General features: G+C 72.7%; 22 protein-coding genes and 1 tRNA gene. 18 read left to right on the plus strand and 5 right to left on the minus strand.

Annotated features, from left to right (window positions below; genetic code table 11):
* The first annotated feature begins 37 nt into the window (after positions 1–37).
* From hemB to C7Y72_RS06150, 9 genes are all read left to right on the plus strand, one after another.
* Positions 38–1,009 (plus strand): porphobilinogen synthase, encoded by a 972-nt coding sequence (hemB, locus tag C7Y72_RS06110; RefSeq protein ID WP_107567711.1) that lies wholly within the window; start codon positions 38–40, stop codon positions 1,007–1,009.
* Positions 997–2,115, plus strand: coding sequence for a siroheme decarboxylase subunit alpha (gene ahbA / locus C7Y72_RS06115; RefSeq protein WP_107567713.1), 1,119 nt, complete (start codon positions 997–999; stop codon positions 2,113–2,115). Before hemB ends, ahbA begins: the two co-directional genes overlap by 13 nt.
* A gap of 44 nt (positions 2,116–2,159) precedes the next feature.
* Positions 2,160–3,443, plus strand: coding sequence for a glutamate-1-semialdehyde 2,1-aminomutase (hemL, locus tag C7Y72_RS06120; protein WP_107567715.1), 1,284 nt, complete (start codon positions 2,160–2,162; stop codon positions 3,441–3,443).
* Positions 3,440–3,976 (plus strand): hypothetical protein, encoded by a 537-nt coding sequence (locus C7Y72_RS06125; protein WP_107567717.1) that lies wholly within the window; start codon positions 3,440–3,442, stop codon positions 3,974–3,976. Before hemL ends, C7Y72_RS06125 begins: the two co-directional genes overlap by 4 nt.
* Before the next feature lie 115 nt (positions 3,977–4,091).
* Positions 4,092–4,766 (plus strand): QcrA and Rieske domain-containing protein, encoded by a 675-nt coding sequence (locus tag C7Y72_RS06130; protein ID WP_233243740.1) that lies wholly within the window; start codon positions 4,092–4,094, stop codon positions 4,764–4,766.
* 6 nt (positions 4,767–4,772) lie between these two features.
* Positions 4,773–5,576: a cytochrome b gene (locus tag C7Y72_RS06135; RefSeq protein WP_107567719.1), complete on the plus strand. Its 804-nt coding sequence runs from the start codon at positions 4,773–4,775 to the stop codon at positions 5,574–5,576.
* Positions 5,573–6,325, plus strand: coding sequence for a c-type cytochrome (locus C7Y72_RS06140; protein ID WP_107567721.1), 753 nt, complete (start codon positions 5,573–5,575; stop codon positions 6,323–6,325). Before C7Y72_RS06135 ends, C7Y72_RS06140 begins: the two co-directional genes overlap by 4 nt.
* A gap of 31 nt (positions 6,326–6,356) precedes the next feature.
* Positions 6,357–7,085 (plus strand): bifunctional demethylmenaquinone methyltransferase/2-methoxy-6-polyprenyl-1,4-benzoquinol methylase UbiE, encoded by a 729-nt coding sequence (ubiE, locus tag C7Y72_RS06145; protein WP_107567723.1) that lies wholly within the window; start codon positions 6,357–6,359, stop codon positions 7,083–7,085.
* Complete coding sequence (locus tag C7Y72_RS06150) at positions 7,082–8,077, plus strand: polyprenyl synthetase family protein (RefSeq protein WP_107567725.1); 996 nt, start codon at positions 7,082–7,084, stop codon at positions 8,075–8,077. The genes ubiE and C7Y72_RS06150 overlap by 4 nt, the downstream gene beginning before the upstream one ends.
* A gap of 4 nt (positions 8,078–8,081) precedes the next feature.
* On the opposite strand, the gene C7Y72_RS06155 is transcribed toward C7Y72_RS06150, so the two are convergent.
* Positions 8,082–8,519 carry a hypothetical protein gene (locus C7Y72_RS06155; RefSeq protein WP_107567727.1) on the minus strand — a complete coding sequence of 146 codons (438 nt, stop codon included), beginning with the start codon at positions 8,517–8,519 and terminating at the stop codon, positions 8,082–8,084.
* A gap of 132 nt (positions 8,520–8,651) precedes the next feature.
* Between C7Y72_RS06155 and C7Y72_RS06160 the strand changes: the two genes are divergently transcribed.
* The 4 genes from C7Y72_RS06160 (at position 8,652) to C7Y72_RS06175 (ending at position 10,894) form a co-directional block, all read left to right on the plus strand.
* Entirely contained in the window at positions 8,652–8,885 is a 234-nt protein-coding gene (locus tag C7Y72_RS06160; protein WP_107567729.1) for a Sec-independent protein translocase subunit TatA/TatB, read from the plus strand.
* 36 nt (positions 8,886–8,921) lie between these two features.
* Positions 8,922–10,046, plus strand: coding sequence for a twin-arginine translocase subunit TatC (gene tatC, locus C7Y72_RS06165; RefSeq protein WP_107567731.1), 1,125 nt, complete (start codon positions 8,922–8,924; stop codon positions 10,044–10,046).
* 38 nt (positions 10,047–10,084) lie between these two features.
* The gene (locus C7Y72_RS06170) at positions 10,085–10,765 is read left to right on the plus strand and encodes a tetratricopeptide repeat protein (RefSeq protein WP_107567733.1); all 681 of its coding nucleotides are present in this window, start codon (positions 10,085–10,087) and stop codon (positions 10,763–10,765) included.
* A 56-nt stretch (positions 10,766–10,821) separates the two neighbouring features.
* Positions 10,822–10,894, plus strand: a tRNA-Lys gene (locus C7Y72_RS06175).
* A gap of 61 nt (positions 10,895–10,955) precedes the next feature.
* Here the strand turns inward: C7Y72_RS06175 and C7Y72_RS23130 are convergent.
* The gene (locus C7Y72_RS23130) at positions 10,956–11,849 is read right to left on the minus strand and encodes an adenylate/guanylate cyclase domain-containing protein (protein ID WP_158276683.1); all 894 of its coding nucleotides are present in this window, start codon (positions 11,847–11,849) and stop codon (positions 10,956–10,958) included.
* Between the two features lie 51 nt (positions 11,850–11,900).
* Between C7Y72_RS23130 and C7Y72_RS23135 the strand changes: the two genes are divergently transcribed.
* Both C7Y72_RS23135 and wecB read left to right on the plus strand, forming a co-directional pair.
* Positions 11,901–12,695, plus strand: a complete 795-nt coding sequence (locus tag C7Y72_RS23135) for an aminotransferase class IV (protein ID WP_158276684.1) — start codon at positions 11,901–11,903, stop codon at positions 12,693–12,695.
* A complete protein-coding gene (wecB, locus tag C7Y72_RS06190; RefSeq protein WP_107567738.1) occupies positions 12,692–13,765 on the plus strand; it encodes a non-hydrolyzing UDP-N-acetylglucosamine 2-epimerase in 1,074 nt (357 codons plus the stop codon). Before C7Y72_RS23135 ends, wecB begins: the two co-directional genes overlap by 4 nt.
* 20 nt (positions 13,766–13,785) lie before the next feature.
* Here wecB and C7Y72_RS06195 read toward each other — a convergent pair whose 3' ends face one another.
* Positions 13,786–15,099 (minus strand): nucleotide sugar dehydrogenase, encoded by a 1,314-nt coding sequence (locus tag C7Y72_RS06195; RefSeq protein WP_107567740.1) that lies wholly within the window; start codon positions 15,097–15,099, stop codon positions 13,786–13,788.
* Complete coding sequence (locus C7Y72_RS06200; RefSeq protein ID WP_233243742.1) at positions 15,099–16,124, minus strand: Gfo/Idh/MocA family protein; 1,026 nt, start codon at positions 16,122–16,124, stop codon at positions 15,099–15,101. Before C7Y72_RS06200 ends, C7Y72_RS06195 begins: the two co-directional genes overlap by 1 nt.
* A 21-nt stretch (positions 16,125–16,145) precedes the next feature.
* Here C7Y72_RS06200 and C7Y72_RS24125 point away from each other — a divergent pair, with 21 nt between their 5' ends.
* The 3 genes from C7Y72_RS24125 to C7Y72_RS06215 are packed head-to-tail and all read left to right on the plus strand — an operon-like array spanning position 16,146 to position 18,240.
* Positions 16,146–16,859 (plus strand): acyltransferase, encoded by a 714-nt coding sequence (locus C7Y72_RS24125; protein WP_107567742.1) that lies wholly within the window; start codon positions 16,146–16,148, stop codon positions 16,857–16,859.
* Between the two features lie 17 nt (positions 16,860–16,876).
* On the plus strand, positions 16,877–17,605 hold the full coding sequence (locus C7Y72_RS06210; protein ID WP_107567743.1) for a hypothetical protein: 729 nt from the start codon (positions 16,877–16,879) through the stop codon (positions 17,603–17,605).
* A complete protein-coding gene (locus tag C7Y72_RS06215; RefSeq protein ID WP_107567745.1) occupies positions 17,602–18,240 on the plus strand; it encodes an RDD family protein in 639 nt (212 codons plus the stop codon). Before C7Y72_RS06210 ends, C7Y72_RS06215 begins: the two co-directional genes overlap by 4 nt.
* 33 nt (positions 18,241–18,273) lie before the next feature.
* Here C7Y72_RS06215 and C7Y72_RS06220 read toward each other — a convergent pair whose 3' ends face one another.
* Positions 18,274–19,611: an adenylosuccinate synthase gene (locus C7Y72_RS06220; protein ID WP_107567747.1), complete on the minus strand. Its 1,338-nt coding sequence runs from the start codon at positions 19,609–19,611 to the stop codon at positions 18,274–18,276.
* Between the last annotated feature and the right edge of the window lie 5 nt (positions 19,612–19,616).

Consider the following 19,616-nt stretch of genomic DNA (forward strand, 5'->3'; position numbering starts at 1 on the left):
CGGTCCGCCCCCGGCCGCGCGCTACGCTCGGAGCACCGTGCCGTTCCCGCAGCACCGCCCCCGCCGGATGCGCGCGACCCCCGCGCTGCGCTCGCTCGTGCGCGAGACGACGCTCGCCCCGGGCGATCTCGTCCTGCCCCTGTTCGTCCACGAGCAGGACGGTCGCGCGCCGATCGGCGCGATGCCGGGCGTGGACCGCCTGAGCGTCCAGGACGCCGTCGCCGAGTGCGGGGAGGCGGTCCGCCTGGGCCTCGGCGGCGTGCTCCTGTTCGGGATCCCGGACCACAAGGACCCGCAAGGCACCCAGGCCTACGCGCCCGAAGGGATCGTGCAGCGGGCGACGCGCGCGATCAAGGCGGCGCACCCCGACCTGCTCGTGATCACCGACGTGTGCCTGTGCGAGTACACCGACCACGGGCACTGCGGGCACGTGCAGGAGGACGGCACCGTCGACAACGACGCATCGCTGGAGCTGCTCGTCGCGACCGCGGTCTCGCACGCGCGGGCGGGCGCCGACGTCGTCGCACCGAGCGACATGATGGACGGGCGCGTCGGCGCGATCCGGGCGGGCCTCGACGCCGCCGGCCACCCCACGACACCGGTCCTCAGCTACTGCACGAAGTACGCGAGCGCCTACTACGGGCCGTTCCGCGAGGCGGCGGACTCGACCCCCGCCTTCGGCGACCGGCGCAGCTACCAGCTCGATCCCGCCAACGGGGACGAGGGGGTGCGCGAGGCGCTCCAGGACGTGCAGGAGGGCGCCGACATGCTCCTGGTCAAGCCGGCGCTGCCGTACCTGGACCTGATCTGGCGCGTCAAGGAGGCGACCAGGATGCCCGTCGCCGCGTACAACGTGAGCGGCGAGTATGCGATGGTCAAGGCGGCTGCGGCCGCCGGGCACATCGACGAGCGCGCCGTCGTGCTCGAGACGCTGACGTCGATCCGCCGCGCGGGCGCCGACGTCGTCATCACCTACCACGCGAAGGACGCAGCGACATGGCTGACGTGACCCCCACCGAGTCGCCGGACGGCATCTCCGACGACACGTCCAAGCTGAAGATCCGCGAGCGCAAGGACGGCGCCGCCGTCCCGCTCAGCGAGCTGGACCGCCGGATCCTCGACCTGATGCAGGGCCAGTTCCCGCTCGACACGCACCCGTACGCGCGCGTCGCGGAGAAGGCCGGCTGCTCGGAGGCCGAGCTGCTGGCGACGATCGAGCGGCTGCTGAAGGACCGGATCATCCGCCAGGTCACCCCGATCTACGACACGCGCGCGCTCGGCTACGGCTCGATGCTCGTCGCCGCGAAGGTCGACCCGGAGCACACCTGGCGGCCCGCGAAGATCATCAACTCGCACCCCGGGGTCAGCCACAACTACCTGCGCAACCACGAGTTCAACATGTGGTTCACGCTGGCGGTGGAGGAGGACTCCAAGCTCGGCCTGCAGGGCACGCTCGACGTGCTGCAGGAGCTCACGGGCGCCGAGTCGATCCGGCAGCTGCCGACGCTGAAGCTCTTCAAGATCCGCATGGACCTCGAGATGAGCGGCGACACGGACTCCCTGTCCAAGCAGGGCGTCGCGGAGGACCCGGTCGAGCTCGACAAGGTCCCCTACGACGACCTCGACCGCGCGGTCATCCGCGAGACGCAGGGCGACCTGCCGGTCGTCAGCGAGCCGTACGCGCAGGCGGCGGCGCGGCTGGGCATGACGCAGACGCAGCTGCTCGACCACCTCGCCGGCATGCAGGAGCGGGGCATCCTGCGGCGCGTCGCCGCGATCCTCTACCACCGTCGCGCCGGCTTCTCCGCCAACGGGATGGGCGTCTGGAAGGTCCCGGACGACAAGATCATGGAGATCGGCCCGGCGATGGCCGCGTTCCGCGGGATCAGCCACTGCTACCAGCGCCCGACCTACGAGGACTGGCCCTACTCCGTCTTCACGATGGCGCACGGCCGCTCCAAGGAGGAGTGCGACGCGGTGCTCGACACGATCGCGGAGAAGACCGGGATCACCGAGCGCGCGACGCTCTACTCCTCGACGGAGTTCAAGAAGATCCGGCTCCTCTACTTCACCGACGACTTCCGCACCTGGGAGCGCGAGCACGCCGGTGTCTGACGCGGGCTGACCACGGGCCCGCGGGTCGTCTACGGTGGACGGCGATGGCGATCTCCCTCCGTGACACCAAGAGCGTCGATCACTACGCGCGCGCACTGCAGTACCTGCCGGGGGGTGTGAACTCCCCGGTCCGGGCGATGCGGTCGATCGACCGCACGCCGCTGTTCGTCGACCGCGCCGAGGGCGCCGAGCTCGTCGACGTCGACGGCAACCGCTTCGTCGACTACGTCTGCTCATGGGGCCCGCTGATCCACGGCCACGCCCACCCCGAGATCCTCGCGGCCGTGCAGGCCGCGGCGGTGAAGGGCACGACGTTCGGCGCCCCGACGGTGGGGGAGGTCGACCTCGCCGAGGAGGTGGGCCGTCGCGTCCCGTCGGTGGAGATGCTGCGGATGACCTCCTCGGGCACCGAGGCGGCGATGAGCGCGATCCGCCTGGCGCGCGCGGCGACCGGTCGCGAGAAGCTGCTGAAGTTCGCGGGCGCCTACCACGGGCACCTCGACGGGCTGCTGGCCGAGGCGGGCAGCGGCCTGGCGACCGCGGGCCTTCCGGCGAGCCCCGGCGTGCCCCAGGGCGCGACCGCGCAGACGATCATCGTCCCGTGGAACGACGGCGAGGCCGTGGTCCGCGCGACCGAGGAGCACGAGTTCGCGGCGGTCCTCGCCGAGCCCTATCCGGCGAACATGGGCCTGACGCCGCCGCACGAGGGCTTCCTCGAGCTGCTGCGCGACCGCGCCACCCAGAACGGCGCGCTGCTGGTGTTCGACGAGGTGATCAGCGGCTTCCGCGTCGCCCGCGGCGGTGCCCAGGAGCTGACCGGCGTCCTCCCGGACATCACGGTGATGGGCAAGGTCATCGGCGGCGGGCTGCCCGCCGCGGCCTACGGCGGCTCGCGCGAGCTGCTGCAGCGGATCGCCCCGGCGGGCGACGTCTACCAGGCGGGCACGCTCAGCGGGAACCCCTTGGCGGTCGCCGCGGGCCTGCAGACGCTGCGGATGCTCGACGACGGCGCCTACCTGAAGCTGCGCTCGACGACCGACCGCCTCGCGGCGGGCCTGCGCGAGGCGGCGGGTGACCGGCCGGTGCAGGTCCAGTCGACCTGCGGCCTCGTGACCGTCTTCTTCTCCGAGGAGCCCGTGACCGACTACGAGAGCGCGAAGGCGTGCGACCTGGCCGCGCACGCGGCGTGGTGCCGCGAGCTGCTGGCGCGGGGCATCTACCCGCCGCCGTCCCAGTTCGAGGCGTGGTTCCCGTCGCTGGCGCACACCCCGGAGCACCTGGACCGCACGCTCGAGGCGGCGGCGGCCGCGTTCGCGGAGGTCCTGTGAGCGGTCACCCGACGCTCGTGCGCCTCGCCGAGGCGGCGCGCGCGGACCGGGACCTGCTCGCCGCCGCGGTCGTGGACCCCGATCCGGGCGCGGGCGCGCCGCTGGGCGACGCGGCGGCCGCCGGCGCGGGGCCGCACGGCGAGGACCTCGCGTTCGTCGTCGAGGCGGTCCGCGAGGGCTACCTGCTGCACCATCGGCCCGCGCAGGCGCGGATCGTCGCGACCGACGACCTCGATCTCGCGCTCCTGGCGGGTGACCGGCTCTACGCCCTGGGCCTGGCCCGCCTGGCGGAGCTCGGGCTCGTCGACGCGGTCGGCGAGCTGACCGACGTGATCGCCCTCTGCGCGGGCGCGCACGCGGCGGGCGAGGAGGAGCTGGCCGACGCGGTCTGGGAGGCCGGGGTGGCGGCCCTCGCGCACGGCTCCTCGGACGCCCTGCGCGCCGCAAAGGATCGGGCCCGAACGGTTTCTCCGTCCGCCGCAGGCGCCCTCCGCGCCGCGGCGCGCCAGCTTCCGCAGGATCTGGCGCGCTGAAGCGGAAAGCTGCGCGGGTGGGACGAGCGGACCCCTATCGTTTACCGAGCGATAAGGTTCCCGGGCTCATCCGAGACCGACCCCCGACGCGCAGAGGCGCGCTGAGGAGAACGCAGTGTCCGAAGACCGCAGGAAGACGAAGTCCAACTCCACGCTCGACCGGGGGATCCCGGGCGCCTTCGAAGGCGAGACGGTCACCCGTCGTCGCTTCATGACCGGAACGGCCCACGTGGCCGGCGGTGTCGCGGCGTCCGCGTTCCTGCTGCCCGCCCTGGGCTTCGCGGTCGGCCCCATCTTTGACGAGCACGAGCAGCCGTGGCAGGACGTCATCGCGCTGGACGAGCTCCCGGACGACTCCTACATCCCGAAGACGATCACGCTCGTGACCGGCGTCGGCCAGGCCGGCAAGTCCACGGTCTACCTGCGCAAGCGCAACGCGTCGATCGACAAGGAGCCGGAGGACCAGTACAACCAGGTCATCGCGCTGTCGACGCGCTGCATGCACCTCGGCTGTCCCGTCCGCTACGTCTCCGCCGCCGAGCGCTTCATCTGCCCGTGCCACGGCGGCGTCTACGACTTCACCGGCGCCGTCGACGGCGGCCCGCCGGTGCGGCCGCTTGACCGCTTCTACACGCGGATCACGCAGGCCGGTCGTGTCGAGGTCGGTCCGCGGTTCTCCGTGAACGACGAGCTCGACCGCTTCTCCCCCCGCGACCCGGGCGAGCCGCTCGACGGCGTGGGGCAGTACCTGTACCCGTCGCGTCCATCGATCCGCAAGCTCGACGAGTAAGAACGCATGCCCAAGCTCAAGCTCCCCCTCCCGCCCATCCCGGACAAGGTCGTCCCGCTCCCGAAGCGGCCCGGCCAGCCCAAGCAGGGCCCGGTCGACCTCGCCAAGGAGGCCGGCATCTCCGCGGTCGACTGGGTCGACGAGCGGACCAGCCTCTCCGGCGCCGCCCGCTGGATGATGTTCCGCAAGGTGCCCAAGGGCACCAACTGGTTCTACACGCTGGGCTCGGCGACGATGTTCGCCTTCCTGAGCCAGGCGGTCACGGGCGTCTTCCTCGCGATGTACTACCGGCCCGACGCCGCCTCCGGCGCGTACGAGTCGATGCGCTACGTCAACGACGAGGTCTTCCTCGGCGAGTTCGTGCACGGCATGCACAAGTGGGGCTCGTCGGTGATGGTGATCCTGATCTTCCTCCACATGGCGAGGACGTTCTTCTTCGGCGCGTACAAGTACCCGCGCGAGCTGAACTGGGTCATCGGCGTCGTCCTGCTCATCCTGACGATGACGATGTCGTTCACCGGCTACCTGCTGCCGTTCGACCAGCGCTCCTACTGGGCCACGATCGTCGGCGTGAACATCAACGGCACGGGCCCGCTCGTCGGTCCGTTCCTGTCGGACTTCCTCCGTGGCGGCCCCGAGTTCGGCGCCACGACCCTGTCGCGGTTCTACGCGATCCACATGTTGCTCGTGCCGGGCCTCCTGGGCGCCCTGATCGGCTTCCACCTGTACCTGGTGGCCAAGCTCGGCACCACCGCCCCGCCGTGGGTCTCGGCGGAGAAGTACACGAAGAAGGACGAGGAGCAGGCGTGAACAAGCAGGAGAAGGAGCAGTACCTTCGCGAGTACTCCGTCCTCAAGGCGCAGGGGAAGCCGTTCTTCCCCTACGCCGTCGCGAAGGACGCCCTCATGGCCTGCGTGGTCATGCTGGCGATCATCCTCATGTCGCTCATCCTCGGCGCCGAGCTCGGCCCCAAGGCTGACCCGACCACGACGACCTACACGCCCCGCCCGGAGTGGTACTTCTTCTTCCTCTTCGAGCTGCTCAAGGTCATCAAGCCGCCGGAGCTCGTGCCGCTCGCGACGATCGGCGTCCCGACGATCTGCATGATCCTGCTGTTCCTGCTGCCGTTCTACGACCGCAGCCCGGAGCGTCGGCCGGAGAAGCGTCCGATCGCCACGACGGCCGGCATCTTCACCATCTGCGCGATGGGCCTGCTGACCTACCTCGGTGCCGAGGCGGGCGCGCCGACCCGGATCGAGATGGAGACGCCTGAGCGCATCAGCGCGCAGGGCGGCGCCATGGTCGAGCAGTACGAGGCGGGCAAGCTCGTCGTCGCGCAGTCCGGCTGCCTGGCCTGCCACAAGATCGCCGAGAACGGCAACGACGGCCCCGGGCCCGAGCTGACCGACATCGCCGACCGGCTCCCGGCCCAGGCGATCGCGCAGACGCTCGTCAACCCGACGTCGCCGATGCCCTCCTTCCGCTCGCTGCAGGAGAAGGAGCCGGAGAAGTTCCGCAACATGGTCATGTTCCTCGGCCAGCTCAAGAAGGACGAGTAGCCCGACCGCCGACGCGGTCCCGGGGGACCCCATGAGCACGACTGCCAACCAGCCGACCGGCTACAAGGCCGGCCGGCTGGAGGAGACGCAGGTCCGCGCGATGTTCGATCGCGTCGCGCGGTACTACGACCTCCTGAACTCGGTGATGACCGCCGGGCTGCACCACAAGTGGCGCACCCGGGCGGCCGACCTCGCCGCGGTCGGTCCCGGTGACCGCGTCCTGGACGTGGCGACCGGCACCGGCGACCTCGCGATCGAGCTCGCGGGCCGTGTCGGCCCGCAGGGCGCCGTCGTGGGCTCGGACTTCTCGCCGGGCATGCTCGACCTCGCGCGGCGCAAGCGCCCGCAGGGCATCGCCTGGGAGCTCGGCAACGCGCTGGAGCTCCCGTACGAGTCCGACAGCTTCGCCGCGGCGACCGTCGGCTTCGGCGCCCGCAACTTCAGCGACCTCGACCAGGGCCTGCGCGAGATGACCCGCGTCGTCAAGCCCGGGGGCCGCGTCGTCGTCCTCGAGATGACGAACCCGACGAAGCCGCCGCTCTCGACGTTCTTCTCCCTGTGGTTCGACCGGGCCGTCCCGGTGCTCGGGAAGATCTCCGGCGATCCGGAGGCCTACGAGTACCTCCCCAACAGCGTCAAGCGGTTCCCCGACGCGCACACCCTCGCGGGCAAGCTCCACGCCGCCGGTCTGGACCCGGTGAAGTACGTGCTCACCGCCGGCGGGATCATCGCGATCCACGTCGGTCAGAAGCCCGCGTGAGCGCCACGCTCGCGGCTGAGGCGGCACCGATCGCCCAGGCGGCGGGGCCGCACGTCGCGCCGCTGATGGGCGCGGTGGAGGAGCTGCTCGGCGAGATCGCCGCCGGCACCGCGCCGCAGCTCGCCCCGCACGGCGCGGCGACGATCGCCGCGGGCGGCAAGCGCCTGCGGCCCCTGCTCGTGCTCGTCGCGGCGGGCGCGCCCGAGCCCGGGCGGGACACCGCGTCGCTGGTCCGGGCGGCCGCCGCGGTCGAGCTCGTCCACAGCGCCACGCTCGTGCACGACGACGTCCTCGACGACGCGCCGATGCGTCGCGGCGCCCCGACGGTGTACGCGTCCGCGGGACGCGCGATGGCGACGTGCGCCGGTGACCAGCTGTTCGCGCGCGCGTTCTCGCTGCTCGTGCAGACCGGGCGCCCCGACGAGATCCGCGCCCTGAGCGACGCGGGCTCGGGCCTGGCCCGTGGCGAGCTGCTGCAGCGCGCCGACGCGTGGGACGCCACGGTGACGCTGGACCGCTACCTCCTGCGCTGCGAGCTGAAGACCGCGCGGCTGTTCGAGGCCGCCTGCGCGCTCGGGGTGATGGAGTCCGGCCGCGCGGACGCCGATCCGACCGTGCTCGGCTCGTTCGGCCGGCGCATCGGCCTGGCGTTCCAGCTGCTCGACGACGTCCTCGACGTCTCCGGCCCGGTGGAGCGGACGGGCAAGCACCGCGGCACCGACCTGCTGGACGGCACGGTCACGCTCCCCTTCATCGTGGCGCGTGAACGCGACCCGCAGCTCGCGGCGCTCGACCCGCGCACGATCACGACCCCGCAGCAGGCCGAGGAGGTCTGCGACGCGATCGCCGCGACCGGCGCGCTCGACGCGGCGCGCGAGCAGGCGCTGGAGCTGGTGGCCGGTGCGCGTCGGGACATCCCGGCGGACCTGCCGGAGGCCCAGCGCCGGGCGCTGGACCTCGTCGCGACCGGTGTGGTCGCGCGCTACGCGTGAGCGCCTAGAAGTCCTCGGGCTGGATGTGCCCGCCGTGCAGGGCGCGCACGAACCGCTCGATCTCCGCCTCCATGTTGGCGTGCAGGAGACGGCGCAGGTCGTCGACGACCTGCTGGGTGCCACGGTCGAGCTCGTCGTCGAAGCGCTCGACCAGCTCCTGCTCGAAGACGCCGGTGCCCTGCCACTCGCAGTTGGGGCAGCGCAGGGAGACCTCCCAGTGGCGCGGTCCGGCCTCCGACCACGCGGTCGGGTAGACGAGCTCGCTGCGGCAGGAGCCGCAGACGTGCAGCTCGTCCTGCTGCTCGACCGTGCGCGTCGAGGGCGAGCCCGCGACCGCGTCGGAGTGCACGACCTGGTCCTCGAAGTAGACGACCTCGATCGTCTTCCCGGACGGCAGGACGACCTTGCGAACGTAGTGGTGATGATCCGTGTCTCGTGCCATTTCGCAATCCCTGTTGACGCCCACTTCATCGGCGGCGTCACCCAGAGACTTGAGGGGTAGTTCCCGCCTGCGGCGCGATGACGCGCCGGCGCTACGCTTCAAGCGACCCCCACCGGAACGGAAGCGACTCCCATGCCCAACATCGGACCCCTCGAGCTGGCCATCGTGCTGGTGATCGTGCTGGTGATCTTCGGACCGAAGAAGCTCCCCGGCCTCGGCCGCAGCCTCGGAACCGGGATGCGCGAGTTCAAGGACTCGATCACCGGGGACAGCAAGAGCGACGACCGCGATCGCGCCGAGCTCACCGCCGCCGAGGCGACGCCCGCCGAGTCCGCCCGCGAGGACGCGAAGGTCTCGGGCTCCTAGCCCGGCCGTCGGTCCCCGGGTCACCGCACACCGCGCATGGCGTCCACGCTTCGTCGCCCCGTCGGGCACGACGACCGGCTGAGTCTCGTCGAGCACCTCGACGAGCTCCGGTCGCGCCTGATCGTCTGCGCGTCGGTCCTGCTCGTCTCCTTCATGGTGTGCGCGTGGCAGAACGGCGCGCTGCTGAACATCCTCAACGAGCCGCTCGAGCGCGCCACGGCGACGTCGCTGGAGAAGGGCCGCGGCCTCCCCGGCCAGCTCCAGAAGACGCAGCTCGCCGTCCGGGCGATCGGGGCCCAGAACGCGGCGGTCGCCGCCGCGCTGGCCGACCCGGACCTCGAGCTGAGCGCCGCCGCGCGCCAGAAGCTCCAGGAGACGACGAAGGCGGCGACCGCGGCGATCGCGGACATGCCGATCACGAAGGGCAACCAACCGGTGACGCTGCGCGTCGGCGAGCCCTTCATGACGACCCTGACGGTGGCGTTGTACTTCGCGTTGCTGTTCGCGATGCCGCTGCTGCTCTACCAGTTGTACGCGTTCGTGCTGCCCGCGTTCAGTCCCGAGGAACGACGGGTCGCACTCCCGCTGATGTCGATGGTGCCGGTGCTGTTCATCACGGGCGTGGTCTTCGGCTACTTCGTCGTGCTCCCACCGGCGACCCAGTTCCTGCAGAACTTCAACAGCGACGCGTTCAACGTCCTGGTCCAGGCCAACGACTACTACAAGTTCGCGGTGCTGGCCCTGGCCGGACTGGGCCTGCTCTTCCAGCTGCCGGTGGCGATCCTCGCCGCGACGCGGGTCGGGATCGTCACGCCGCTGCAGTTGCGCAAGAACCGTCGCTACTCGCTGCTGATCATCGCCGTCGTCGCGATGCTCCTGCCGGGCACCGACCCGGTGACGATGCTCATCTCGATGGCGCCGCTGCTCGTCCTGTACGAGGCGAGCATCTGGCTGGCGGTCCTCTTCAACCGCGGTCGCCCGCAGGAGAGCGTCCTGCAGCAGTGGCGGGACGAGTGGGGCGACGACGACGAGGACGACGAGGACCTGCCCGAGCCGAACCTCGACTTCGAGATCGACGAGGACTTCCTCGACGAGGACGACCTCGCCGAGATGGGCGCGCGGGCGGACGACCCGGAGGACGACCGTCCCGCGACGCCGTGACGCGCCGATGACGGCGCACGCTCTACCCTAGGTGCACCATGCTGTTCGATCTCCGCGGCCGTGGCCGGCGACGCACCGTCCAGGCCATCTACCTGTCGCTCGCCCTGCTCATGGGCGGCGGCCTCGTCTTCTTCGGCATCGGCGGTGACGTGCAGGGCGGTCTCGCCGACGCCATCCGCGGTGACGGCACCGCGGTCGAGGACATCTACTCCGAGCGCATCGACGCGGCCGAGAAGAAGCTGGCGGCCGACCCGCAGGACGCGCCCACCTGGGCGAACCTCGCCAAGCTCCGCTTCCAGCAGGCCGGCACCGGCGAGAACTTCAACCAGTCGACCGGCGCGTTCACCGATGGCGGGCTCAAGGAGCTGCGCCGCAGCGAGATCGCCTGGGACAAGTACCTCGCGCTCGACCCGAAGAAGCCCGACGACCGCGTCGCGAACCTCATGGTCCAGGCGTTCATCGGGCTGAACAAGCTGCCGAAGGCCGTGCAGGCGATGGAGATCGTCGTCGACGCCCGCGAGCCCACCCCGCAGCTGTTCGTCCAGCTCGCCACCTACGCGTACGCCGCGGGCCAGACCCGCAAGGGCGATCTCGCCGCCGGCAAGGCCGAGGAGCTCGCCAAGCCCGAGGACCGCGAGCAGATCAAGGCCCAGCTCCAGTCGGCCAAGACGCAGGCCGCCCAGGCCGCCGCGCAGGGGGCGGGCGCCGCGGCCGAGTAGTCCCGACCGGGCGCCGCGCGGCCTGCGCGCGGCGTTCCGGCTACACTTCGTCCCACGCCCTTGTAGCTCAACTGGCAGAGCAGCGGACTCTTAATCCGAAGGTTCTAGGTTCGATTCCTAGCGGGGGCACTCTCTCACCGAAACCTCGGCTCCGGCCGGGGTTTCGTCGTTCTCCGGGCGATTCGCGAACCTAGGGCACGAGCACGCCGACGCGCCGCTCCTCGCTCAGGCCGCGGGGTCGGGCCCAGCGCCACGTCCGTGGCGTGCGGCCGTCGGGGAGGGCGTCCTGGTCGACGAGGACCTCGTCGGGGCCGGCCAGCTCGCCCAGGCGGGAGGCGAGGTTCACCGGGGTGCCGAACCAGTCGCCGGCGTGGCGGATGACCGCCCCGCGCGCGACGCCCGCCCCGGCGCGCAGCGCCGTCTGCTCCCCGAGCACGGCGACGGCCTGCACGGTCGCGTCGAGCAGCCGGTCCGGGTCGGCGGAGAAGAACAGGACCCCGTCCCCGAGGAACTTCCCGGCATGCACCTCGTGCTGGGCGGCGACCTGGCCGACCGCGAAGTAGAGCTCGTCGACGAGCGCGCAGATCGCCTCGGGCTTCTGGTCGAGCATGAAGCCGGTCGAGCCCCGCAGGTCGACCATGCCGACCGCGAGGTCCGCGAACTCCAGGTCCGGGGTCGCGCCGCCCGTGCTCACCGCGGAGGCGGTCGCGGCCGACGCGGCGGCCGCCTGGGTGCGCCGTCGCACCAGCTGCTCCAGGCGCCGGGCGTGGATCAGCGCAAAGGTGTCGACCGCCAGCGGCAGGACGTCCGCCAGCCAGGCGTCGAGCGTCGCCTCGAACGCCTCGTCGGGCACGTCCGCCAGATGGCGGGCGGCGACGAGCGCCTCCGCGCTGGCGATCCGGTCCACCGCACGCCCGTACGCCTGCAGGAGCCCGACGAGCGCGTGCTCGTCCATGAAGTCGTTGAGCTGCGAGGCGCGCGCCGCGAGGTCCGCGATCTGCCCGAGCTGGGCGTCGCCGACGAGCCCGATCGAACGGGCGAGCTCGTAGATGCGGTCGCGGATGGCCTCCTGGTCGTTCTTCACGCGCACGAAACCCTACGGCCGCGGGCGGCGCTGCGGGGTATCGTGCGCCGCGTGCCCGACCAGCTCGCGATCCTCGACGGCGTCGTCGTCCCGGCCGCCGAGGCCCGGATCCCCGCCACCGACCCCGGCCTGCTGCGCGGCGACGGCGTGTTCGAGGTCGCGCGCCTCTACGCGGGGCGGCTGTTCGCCTGGGAGGACCACCTCGAGCGGCTCGTCTCCTCCGCCCGGACCCTGCGGCTGCCGCTCAACCCGGCGACCGTCGACGCCGACGTGCGCACGCTGCTCCAGGCCGCCGACCCGGTCGACGGCGCCGTCCGCGTGCTCGTCACGATGGGCGGCACCCGGCTGGCGATGATCGAGCCGCTGCGCAAGCACGCCGACTCCCTCACCCTCGCGACCGTCACCTACGCGCCGACCCGGATCCTCGACGGCGTGAAGTCCCTGAGCTACGCGGCGAACATGCTCGCGGGGCGCGTCGCCCAGGAGCAGGGCGCCGACGACGCGCTGCTCGTCACCCCGCACGGCCGCGTGCTCGAGGCCCCGACGTCCTCGTTCTTCTACGCGCTCACCGGCGACCAGCACCTCTACACGCCGCCGCTGGACGACCACATCCTCGACTCGATCACCCGTCGGCGGGTCCTCGCGCTCACCGGCGCGACCGAGCGGATCACCACCCGGGACGACCTCGCCCGCCTGGAGGAGGCGTTCCTCGCCTCGACCCTGCGGGAGGTGCAGGCGATCACGGCGATCGACGGCGCGTGGCTGCCCGCGACACCCGGCGCCCGCACCGTCGAGGCGGCGGCCCGCTTCCGCGCGCACGTCACGGAGGAGCTCGCGGCCGCGTGAGGGTCCTGACCGTCATCGGCAACCGGCCGCAGTTCGTCAAGGCGGCCGCGGTCTCGCGGCGCCTGCAGGAGGTCGCCACCGAGGTGCTCGTCCACACCGGCCAGCACTACGACGACGAGATGAGCGCCGTGTTCTTCGACGAGCTCGGCGTCCCGCGCCCCACGCACGAGCTCCAGCTCGGCACGGGATCCAACACCGAGCAGACCGCGCGGATGCTCAGCGCCATCGCGCCGCTGATCGCGGCGGAGCGCCCCGACGTCGTCCTCGTCTACGGGGACACGAACTCCACGCTCGCCGGTGGCCTCGCCGCCGCGCAGGCGGGCGTGCCGGTCGCGCACGTGGAGGCCGGCATGCGCTCGTTCGACCGGTCGATGCCCGAGGAGCTCAACCGCGTCCTGACCGACCACCTCTCGACGCTGCTGCTGTGCTCGTCCGCCGCCCCGACCGAGCACCTCGCCGCCGAGCGGGTCGTCGGCACCGTCGAGGTCGTCGGGGACGTCATGGTCGACGTGGCGCTGCTCGTCCAGCCCCGCGCCCGCGAGGACGACGGGCCGCTGCGCAGCGCCGAGGTGACGCCCGGCGAGTACGTGCTCGTCACCGCGCACCGCGCCGGGAACGTCGACGACCCCGAGCGGCTGCGGCGCCTCGTCGACCTGCTGCTGGGCCTGCCGTGCCCGGCGGTGCTCCCGCTGCACCCGCGGACCGGGGCGCGCCTCGACGCGCAGGGCTGGCTCGACGAGCTGCTCGGCGCCGAGCACGTCTCGATCACCCCGCCGCTCGGCTACCTCGCCTTCACTGCGCTGCTCACGCGCGCCCGCGCGATGCTCACCGACTCCGGCGGCGTGCAGAAGGAGGCGTACCTCGCGGGCGTCCCCTGCATCACGCTGCGCGACACGACCGAGTGGACCGAGACCGTGGACGCGGGCTGGAACGTCCTCGTCGACCTCGACGCGCCCGCGGCCTACGCGGCGCTCGAGCGCACCCCCCCGACCGAGCGGCCGATGCTCTACGGGGACGGCCGGGCCGGCGAGCGCGTGGTCGACGCGCTCGTGCGCGCCTTCGGCGACTGACGCGGACCGCCGAGTGCGCGTCAGCTCACCGTTCTGGTGAGCCCACGCGCAGAGGGCCGCCCGATGACCTTGACCGGCACCCCGGCCTGCGCGAACGCGACCGCGTCCACGATCCCGCGCCCGTCGACCACCGCGCGCACGCCCGGCAGCCGCGCGGGGCCGAGCTCGCGGTAGGCCGCGTGGTCGGCCTGCACGACGACGCCCGCGACGGCCGCCTCCCCGTCCCACGGCTGGAACCCGAGCGCCCGGAGCTCGTCGGCGTCGTACAGCGGGTCGGCGGCGACCGGCCGCGCGCCGCGCGCGAGCAGCTCGTCGCGCAGCGCGAACGCGCCGGAGAACGCGGTCTCCTTCACGCCGCCGCGGTACGCGACGCCGAGGACCAGGACCGTCTCGTCGCGCAGCGGGCCGAGCTGCTGCTCGAGCAGGTCGACCGCGTACGCGGGCATCGTCTCGTTGACCGCGCGCGCGGTCGCCGGGAGCCGCGCCTGCGGGTCACCGGCGAGGTAGAACCGCGGGTAGACGGGGATGCAGTGCCCGCCGACCGCGACCCCGGGCCGGTGCACGTGGCTGAACGGCTGCGAGTTCGCGGCGTCGATCACCGCCTGCACGTCGAGCCCGTAGCGGTCCGCGGCGCGCGCGAACTCGTTGGCGAGCGCGATGTTCACGTCGCGGTACGTCGTCTCGACGAGCTTCGTCATCTCCGCGGCCTCCGCGGACCCCATCGCGCGGACCTCCGCGCCGAGGAACGCCGCGTAGGCGGCGACGCCGCGCGCCTCGCCGTCCGCGCCGAGGCCGCCGACGAGCTTCGGGTACGTCTCCAGGTCCTGGAAGATCCGGCCGCTGAAGACGCGTTCGGGCGAGAAGACGGTGAAGAAGTCGCGCTCCCCGGTCCGACCGCTGCCCGCCTCGAGCGCCGGGGCGATCCGGGTCCGTGTCGTGCCGACTGGCAGCGTCGTCTCGATCGCGATCACGGGGCGCGCGTCGCCGGGTGCGGCGGCCAGGCCGCGCGCGATGTCCGCCACGACCGCGTCGAGGATCGCGAAGTCCGGGCGGGCGTCCGCGTCGACGATCAGCGGCGGCACCGCGATCACGAGATCCGGCCCCGTCGCGACCGCGGCGGCGGTGTCGGTCGTCGCCCGCAGGCGGCCCGCGCCGACCGTCTCCTGCAGCGCCTCGAGCAGGCCGCCCTCGCCCGGGAACGGCTCGACCGCCCCGTTGACCGCGTCGACGACGCGCTGGTCGACGTCGCAGCCGATCACCTCGTGTCCCGCCCGGGCGATCGCCGCCGCGATCGGCAGCCCGATCTTCCCGAGCGCCACGACGACTGCGCGCATCAGACGTCCTCCATCCGCACGGTCATCCCCTCGCGCGCCGACAGCAGCACGGTCTCCGCCGCCTGCACGGCGTGCAGGCCCTCCTCCAGGGTCACGACGCCCGCGTCGTCGTCGCCGCGCACGTAGGCGCAGAACGTCTCCAGCTGCACGAGCAGCGGCTCGCGGCGCGCGATCGCGAAGCGGGTCATGTCGCCCTCGCTCACGCCGCGCAGCGTGCGCGCCGCGTCCCACGTCGACTCGACGTCCCCGTTGCGGTAGAGCGTCAGGTCACCGGTCAGCTGGTCGGCGACGAGCATCCCGTCGGAGCCGAGGACCCGCACCCGCCGGACCTTCGTCGGCGTCAGCCAGTCCACCGAGCAGCTGAACGCCACCCCGGACCGCAGCCGGCCCGTCACGAGCACCAGGTCCTCGTGCGCACGACCCATGCGGTGCTGCGTCTCCGCCGCGACCCGCAGGACCGGGGCGCCCCCGATCCAGCGCACGAGGTCGAGGTCGTGCGTGCCGAGGTCCTTCACGACCCCGACGTCCTTGATCCGCGCCGGGAACGGGCCCTGCCGCTCGGCGGCGATCATGAACACGTCCCCGACCTCCCCGGCCTGCGCGCGGCGACGCAGCTCCAGCAGCGCCGGGTTGCACCGCTCGACGTGCCCGACCGCGACCCGGACCCCGGTGCCCTCGCTCAGTCGGATCAGCTCGCGCGACTCCTCGACCGTCGCCGCCAGGGGCTTCTCGACCAGCGCGTGCACGCCCGCCTCGATCAGCCGCGCGGCGAGCGGCAGGTGCTCCTCGGCCGGGGCTGCGACGATCGCGAAGTCCAGCGGGCCCGCCGCGAGCAGCGCGTCGAGCGAGGCGAACACGAGCCCCGGGTCGCGCACGGCGCCGTGCACGTCCCCGCCCGGGTCGACCGCGCCGGCGAACGCGACCCCCGCCGTGCTCTGCAGCAGGCGGGCGTGGTGGCGGCCCATCATGCCGAGCCCGAGGACGGCGCCACGCAGCTCGGAGGTGGTCGAAGAGGCGGCGCTCACGGCGTGGGTAGGGTATCCGGGATGGACCACACGGACGCTCCCGGGCTCGTCCTCAGCCCGACCGCGCGGGTCGGCGACGGGGTCGTCTTCGGCGCCAACGTCGTCGTGCACGACGACGTGATCATCGGTGACGGCGTCCGCATCCAGGACGGCGCCGTGCTCGGCAAGCCGCCGACGCTGTCCCCCCGGTCCAGCCTGCGCAGCGCCGACGGGCCCGGACCGCTCGTCATCGGCGCCGGCGCCGCGATCTGCACGCACGCCGTCGTCTTCGCCGGCTCGCAGCTCGGCCCGGGCGTCATCGTCGGCGACCTCGCCGTCGTGCGCGAGCACGCGACCGTCGGGGCGGACACGGTCGTCGGACGCGGCGCCACCGTCGACCCGCGGTCGACCGTCGGCGCCCGCGTGCGCCTCCAGGCCCACGTGTACCTCACGGCGTTCAGCACCGTCGAGGACGACGTCTTCGTCGGCCCCGGCGCCGTGACCACCAACGACGACACGATGGCCCGCCTGCCCGAGGGCCGCGCCCTCCAGGGCGCCACCCTGCGCCGCGCCTGCCGCGTCGGCGGCGGCGCGGTGCTCACCCCCGGCGTCGAGGTGGGGGAGGAGGCGTTCGTCGCCGCCGGCGCGGTCGTCACCGCCGACGTGCCCGCCCGCGCGGTCGTCATGGGCGTCCCCGCCCGCGTCGTGCGCCGCGTGCCCGACGCCGAGCTGCTCGAACGCGGCCCCTGGACCTGAGCGGCACGGTGCGCTCGGTGGACCTCGTCATCGGCCGTTCGCGCAGCGCCGCCGCCCGCCGCCGCCGGGAGGTCGCCGAGCGGCGCACGCGCGCGATCGCCGCCGCGGCCGGGGTCACGACGGGCGCCGTCCTCGTCGCCGAGGTGCTGCGGGTGTGGCGGCGCGGCGACGCGCCGCTGCCGGGCGAGACCGAGGACGTGGTCCTCGCCGCCGAGCAGGCGATCGGGCAGACCGTCGAGGTCGCCGTCGCCGGCTACAAGGGCGGCTCCACGCGCGAGAACGCGCTGCTGAACCTGCACCTGTCGTTCCTCGCGACCTTCGTGCTGACGCGCGTCTCCACGCGCCTGCTGCGCGAGCGCGGCCGCTGGGGACCGCTGCGCAACGTCGTCGTCGGGGACCACCACATCCACCACTTCGTCCCCGGCATCGCGATGGCGTTCCTCGCCGGAGGCGTGTCGATCGTCTCCCGCGACGAGGACCTCGACCCGTACCTCGCGGTCCCGTTCGGGGCCGGGGTCGCGCTCACCCTCGACGAGTCCGCGCTGCTGCTGAAGCTCGACGACGTCTACTGGAGCGAGGAGGGGATCGTCAGCGTGCAGATCACCCTCGCCACGCTCGCGATGCTGTCCGCGCTCGCCCTCGCCCTGCGGGTCCTGCGCCGCGGCGAGGCCGAGGTGCTCGAGCACGACCACGAGATCGGACACGGCATGCCCGGCATGGTCGTGCCGGTACCCTCGTTCCCATGAGCGACCAGGGGACCGGCCGCGACGCCTTCGGCAACCCGCTGCCACCGCCGCCGCCCGCGCCCGGGTACGGGACCGGCCCGGTGCCGCCGGGAGCGTACGGCCCGGCCGGCGGGCCCGCGCCCGTCACGCCGACGCCCGTGATGCCGTCAGGGCTGCCCGGAGACGGCCCCGAGCCGCTGCAGCTCGCCGGCTGGTGGTCGCGCGCGTTCGCGGCGATCGTCGACGGCTTCGTCGTCGTCATGCTCGCGGTCGTGCTCTTCATCCCGCTCGGGGCGATCGGCGTCACCGTCGACACCGAGGGCGGGTTCTTCGCGCTCGTGCTCGCGTTCTTCGTCCTGATCCTCGTGGTCGGACTGGCGGCGCTCGTCTACCAGCCGCTGATGCTGTGGCGCACCGACGGCCGGACGGTCGGCAAGTACGCCGCCGGCATCCGGGTCGTCAAGCGGGACCGCTCGCGGCTGGACCTCGGCACCGCGGTCGTGCGCGAGGTCGTGCTCAAGAGCCTCGTGGTCGGGGCGGTCGCGAGCTTCACGTTCGGGATCGCGTACCTCGCCGACTGGCTCTGGCCGCTGTTCGACGAGCAGAACCGCGCGCTGCACGACTTCATCGTCGACACGCGCGTCGTCCGCGCCTAGGGCGCCCGATCGGGCGCCCCGTCCGCGGCGGGGCTAGACGACGCTCGGCGTGCGCCCGGCGACCGTCTGGTTGCCGACCTCGGTCCAGATGACCTGGTCGCGCGCCGGGCCGATGCTGATCTGCGCGATCGGCACGCCGGTGTGGTCGGCGATGAACTGCAGGTAGTCGCGCGCGGCCTGCGGCAGGTCCGCCTCGCTGCGGCAGCCGGTGAGGTCCTCCTGCCAGCCCGGCAGGTCGACGTACTCGGCGGTCGCGTGGTGCAGCACCGTCTGGTGGTAGGGGAACGTCTCGAACGTCGCGTCCTCCTCCCCCCGGTAGCGCGTGCAGACGCGGATGGTGTCGAGCCCGGAGAGCACGTCGAGCTTCGTGACGCAGAGGTGCGTCAGCGAGTTGATGCGGGCCGCGTACTTCAGCGCGACGAGGTCCAGCCAGCCGGCGCGCCGGCGGCGGCCGGTCGTGGTGCCGTACTCGTGACCGCGGTCGATGATGCCGTCGCCGACCGGGTCGCCCTCGAACAGCTCGGTCGGGAACGGGCCCGCGCCGACGCGCGTGGCGTACGCCTTCGTGACGCCCCAGACCTCGTCGATGTCGCGCGGGCCGACGCCCGAGCCGATGCACGCCGACGCGGACACCGGGTTGGACGACGTGACGAACGGATAGGTGCCGTGGTCGATGTCCAGCAGCGCGCCCTGGGCGCCCTCGAACAGGACGAGCTTCTCCTCGTCCAGCGCCTTCCACGCCAGCGCGCTGGTGTCGGCGATGTGCTGCTCGAGCTTGTGCCCGTAGGTCAGCAGGTCGAGGGTCATCTGCTGCAGGTCGAGCTGGTCGGCGAACTCGGCGTCGCGCTCGTAGGGGCGCAGCATCAGCTTCTTCGGCTCGAGCGCGGCGAGGATCTTCTTCTTCAGGATCTTCTCGTCGAGCATGTCCTGGATGCGGATGCCCAGGCGTGCGGCCTTGTCGGCGTACGCGGGACCGATGCCCCGCTTGGTCGTGCCGATCTGGTGGCGGCCCAGGCGGTCCTCACCGGCCCGGTCGAGGATCCGGTGGTAGGGCATGATCACGTGCGCGTTGGCGCTGATCTTCAGCCCGCTGACGTCGACGCCGCGCTTGCGCAGGCCGTCGATCTCGCCCAGCAGCACCTCGGGGTCGATGACGACCCCGTTGCCGATGATGCACGTCTTCCCCGGGAACAGGATGCCCGACGGGATCAGGTGGAACTTCCACGTGACGCCCTCGTGGACGATGGTGTGACCTGCGTTGTTGCCGCCCTGGAAGCGGATGACGGCATCGGCGCGGGAGGCGAGCAGATCGATGATCTTGCCCTTCCCCTCGTCACCCCATTGCGCGCCGACGATGACGGTGCCTGGCATGAGGG

This window comes from Paraconexibacter algicola, from assembly GCF_003044185.1.
Taxonomy (GTDB): domain Bacteria; phylum Actinomycetota; class Thermoleophilia; order Solirubrobacterales; family Solirubrobacteraceae; genus Paraconexibacter; species Paraconexibacter algicola.

What these genes read in the sequence shown, in the direction of transcription:
- C7Y72_RS24125 (WP_107567742.1), top strand. Translation starts at nt 16,146, where the DNA reads ATGGACCACACGGACGCTCCCGGGCTCGTCCTCAGCCCGACCGCGCGG.
- ubiE (WP_107567723.1), top strand. Translation starts at nt 6,357, where the DNA reads ATGAGCACGACTGCCAACCAGCCGACCGGCTACAAGGCCGGCCGGCTG.
- C7Y72_RS06155 (WP_107567727.1), bottom strand. Translation starts at nt 8,519, where the DNA reads ATGGCACGAGACACGGATCATCACCACTACGTTCGCAAGGTCGTCCTG.
- C7Y72_RS06195 (WP_107567740.1), bottom strand. Translation starts at nt 15,099, where the DNA reads ATGCGCGCAGTCGTCGTGGCGCTCGGGAAGATCGGGCTGCCGATCGCG.
- tatC (WP_107567731.1), top strand. Translation starts at nt 8,922, where the DNA reads ATGGCGTCCACGCTTCGTCGCCCCGTCGGGCACGACGACCGGCTGAGT.
- C7Y72_RS06215 (WP_107567745.1), top strand. Translation starts at nt 17,602, where the DNA reads ATGAGCGACCAGGGGACCGGCCGCGACGCCTTCGGCAACCCGCTGCCA.
- ahbA (WP_107567713.1), top strand. Translation starts at nt 997, where the DNA reads ATGGCTGACGTGACCCCCACCGAGTCGCCGGACGGCATCTCCGACGAC.
- C7Y72_RS06170 (WP_107567733.1), top strand. Translation starts at nt 10,085, where the DNA reads ATGCTGTTCGATCTCCGCGGCCGTGGCCGGCGACGCACCGTCCAGGCC.
- C7Y72_RS06220 (WP_107567747.1), bottom strand. Translation starts at nt 19,611, where the DNA reads ATGCCAGGCACCGTCATCGTCGGCGCGCAATGGGGTGACGAGGGGAAG.
- C7Y72_RS06160 (WP_107567729.1), top strand. Translation starts at nt 8,652, where the DNA reads ATGCCCAACATCGGACCCCTCGAGCTGGCCATCGTGCTGGTGATCGTG.
- C7Y72_RS06135 (WP_107567719.1), top strand. Translation starts at nt 4,773, where the DNA reads ATGCCCAAGCTCAAGCTCCCCCTCCCGCCCATCCCGGACAAGGTCGTC.
- hemL (WP_107567715.1), top strand. Translation starts at nt 2,160, where the DNA reads ATGGCGATCTCCCTCCGTGACACCAAGAGCGTCGATCACTACGCGCGC.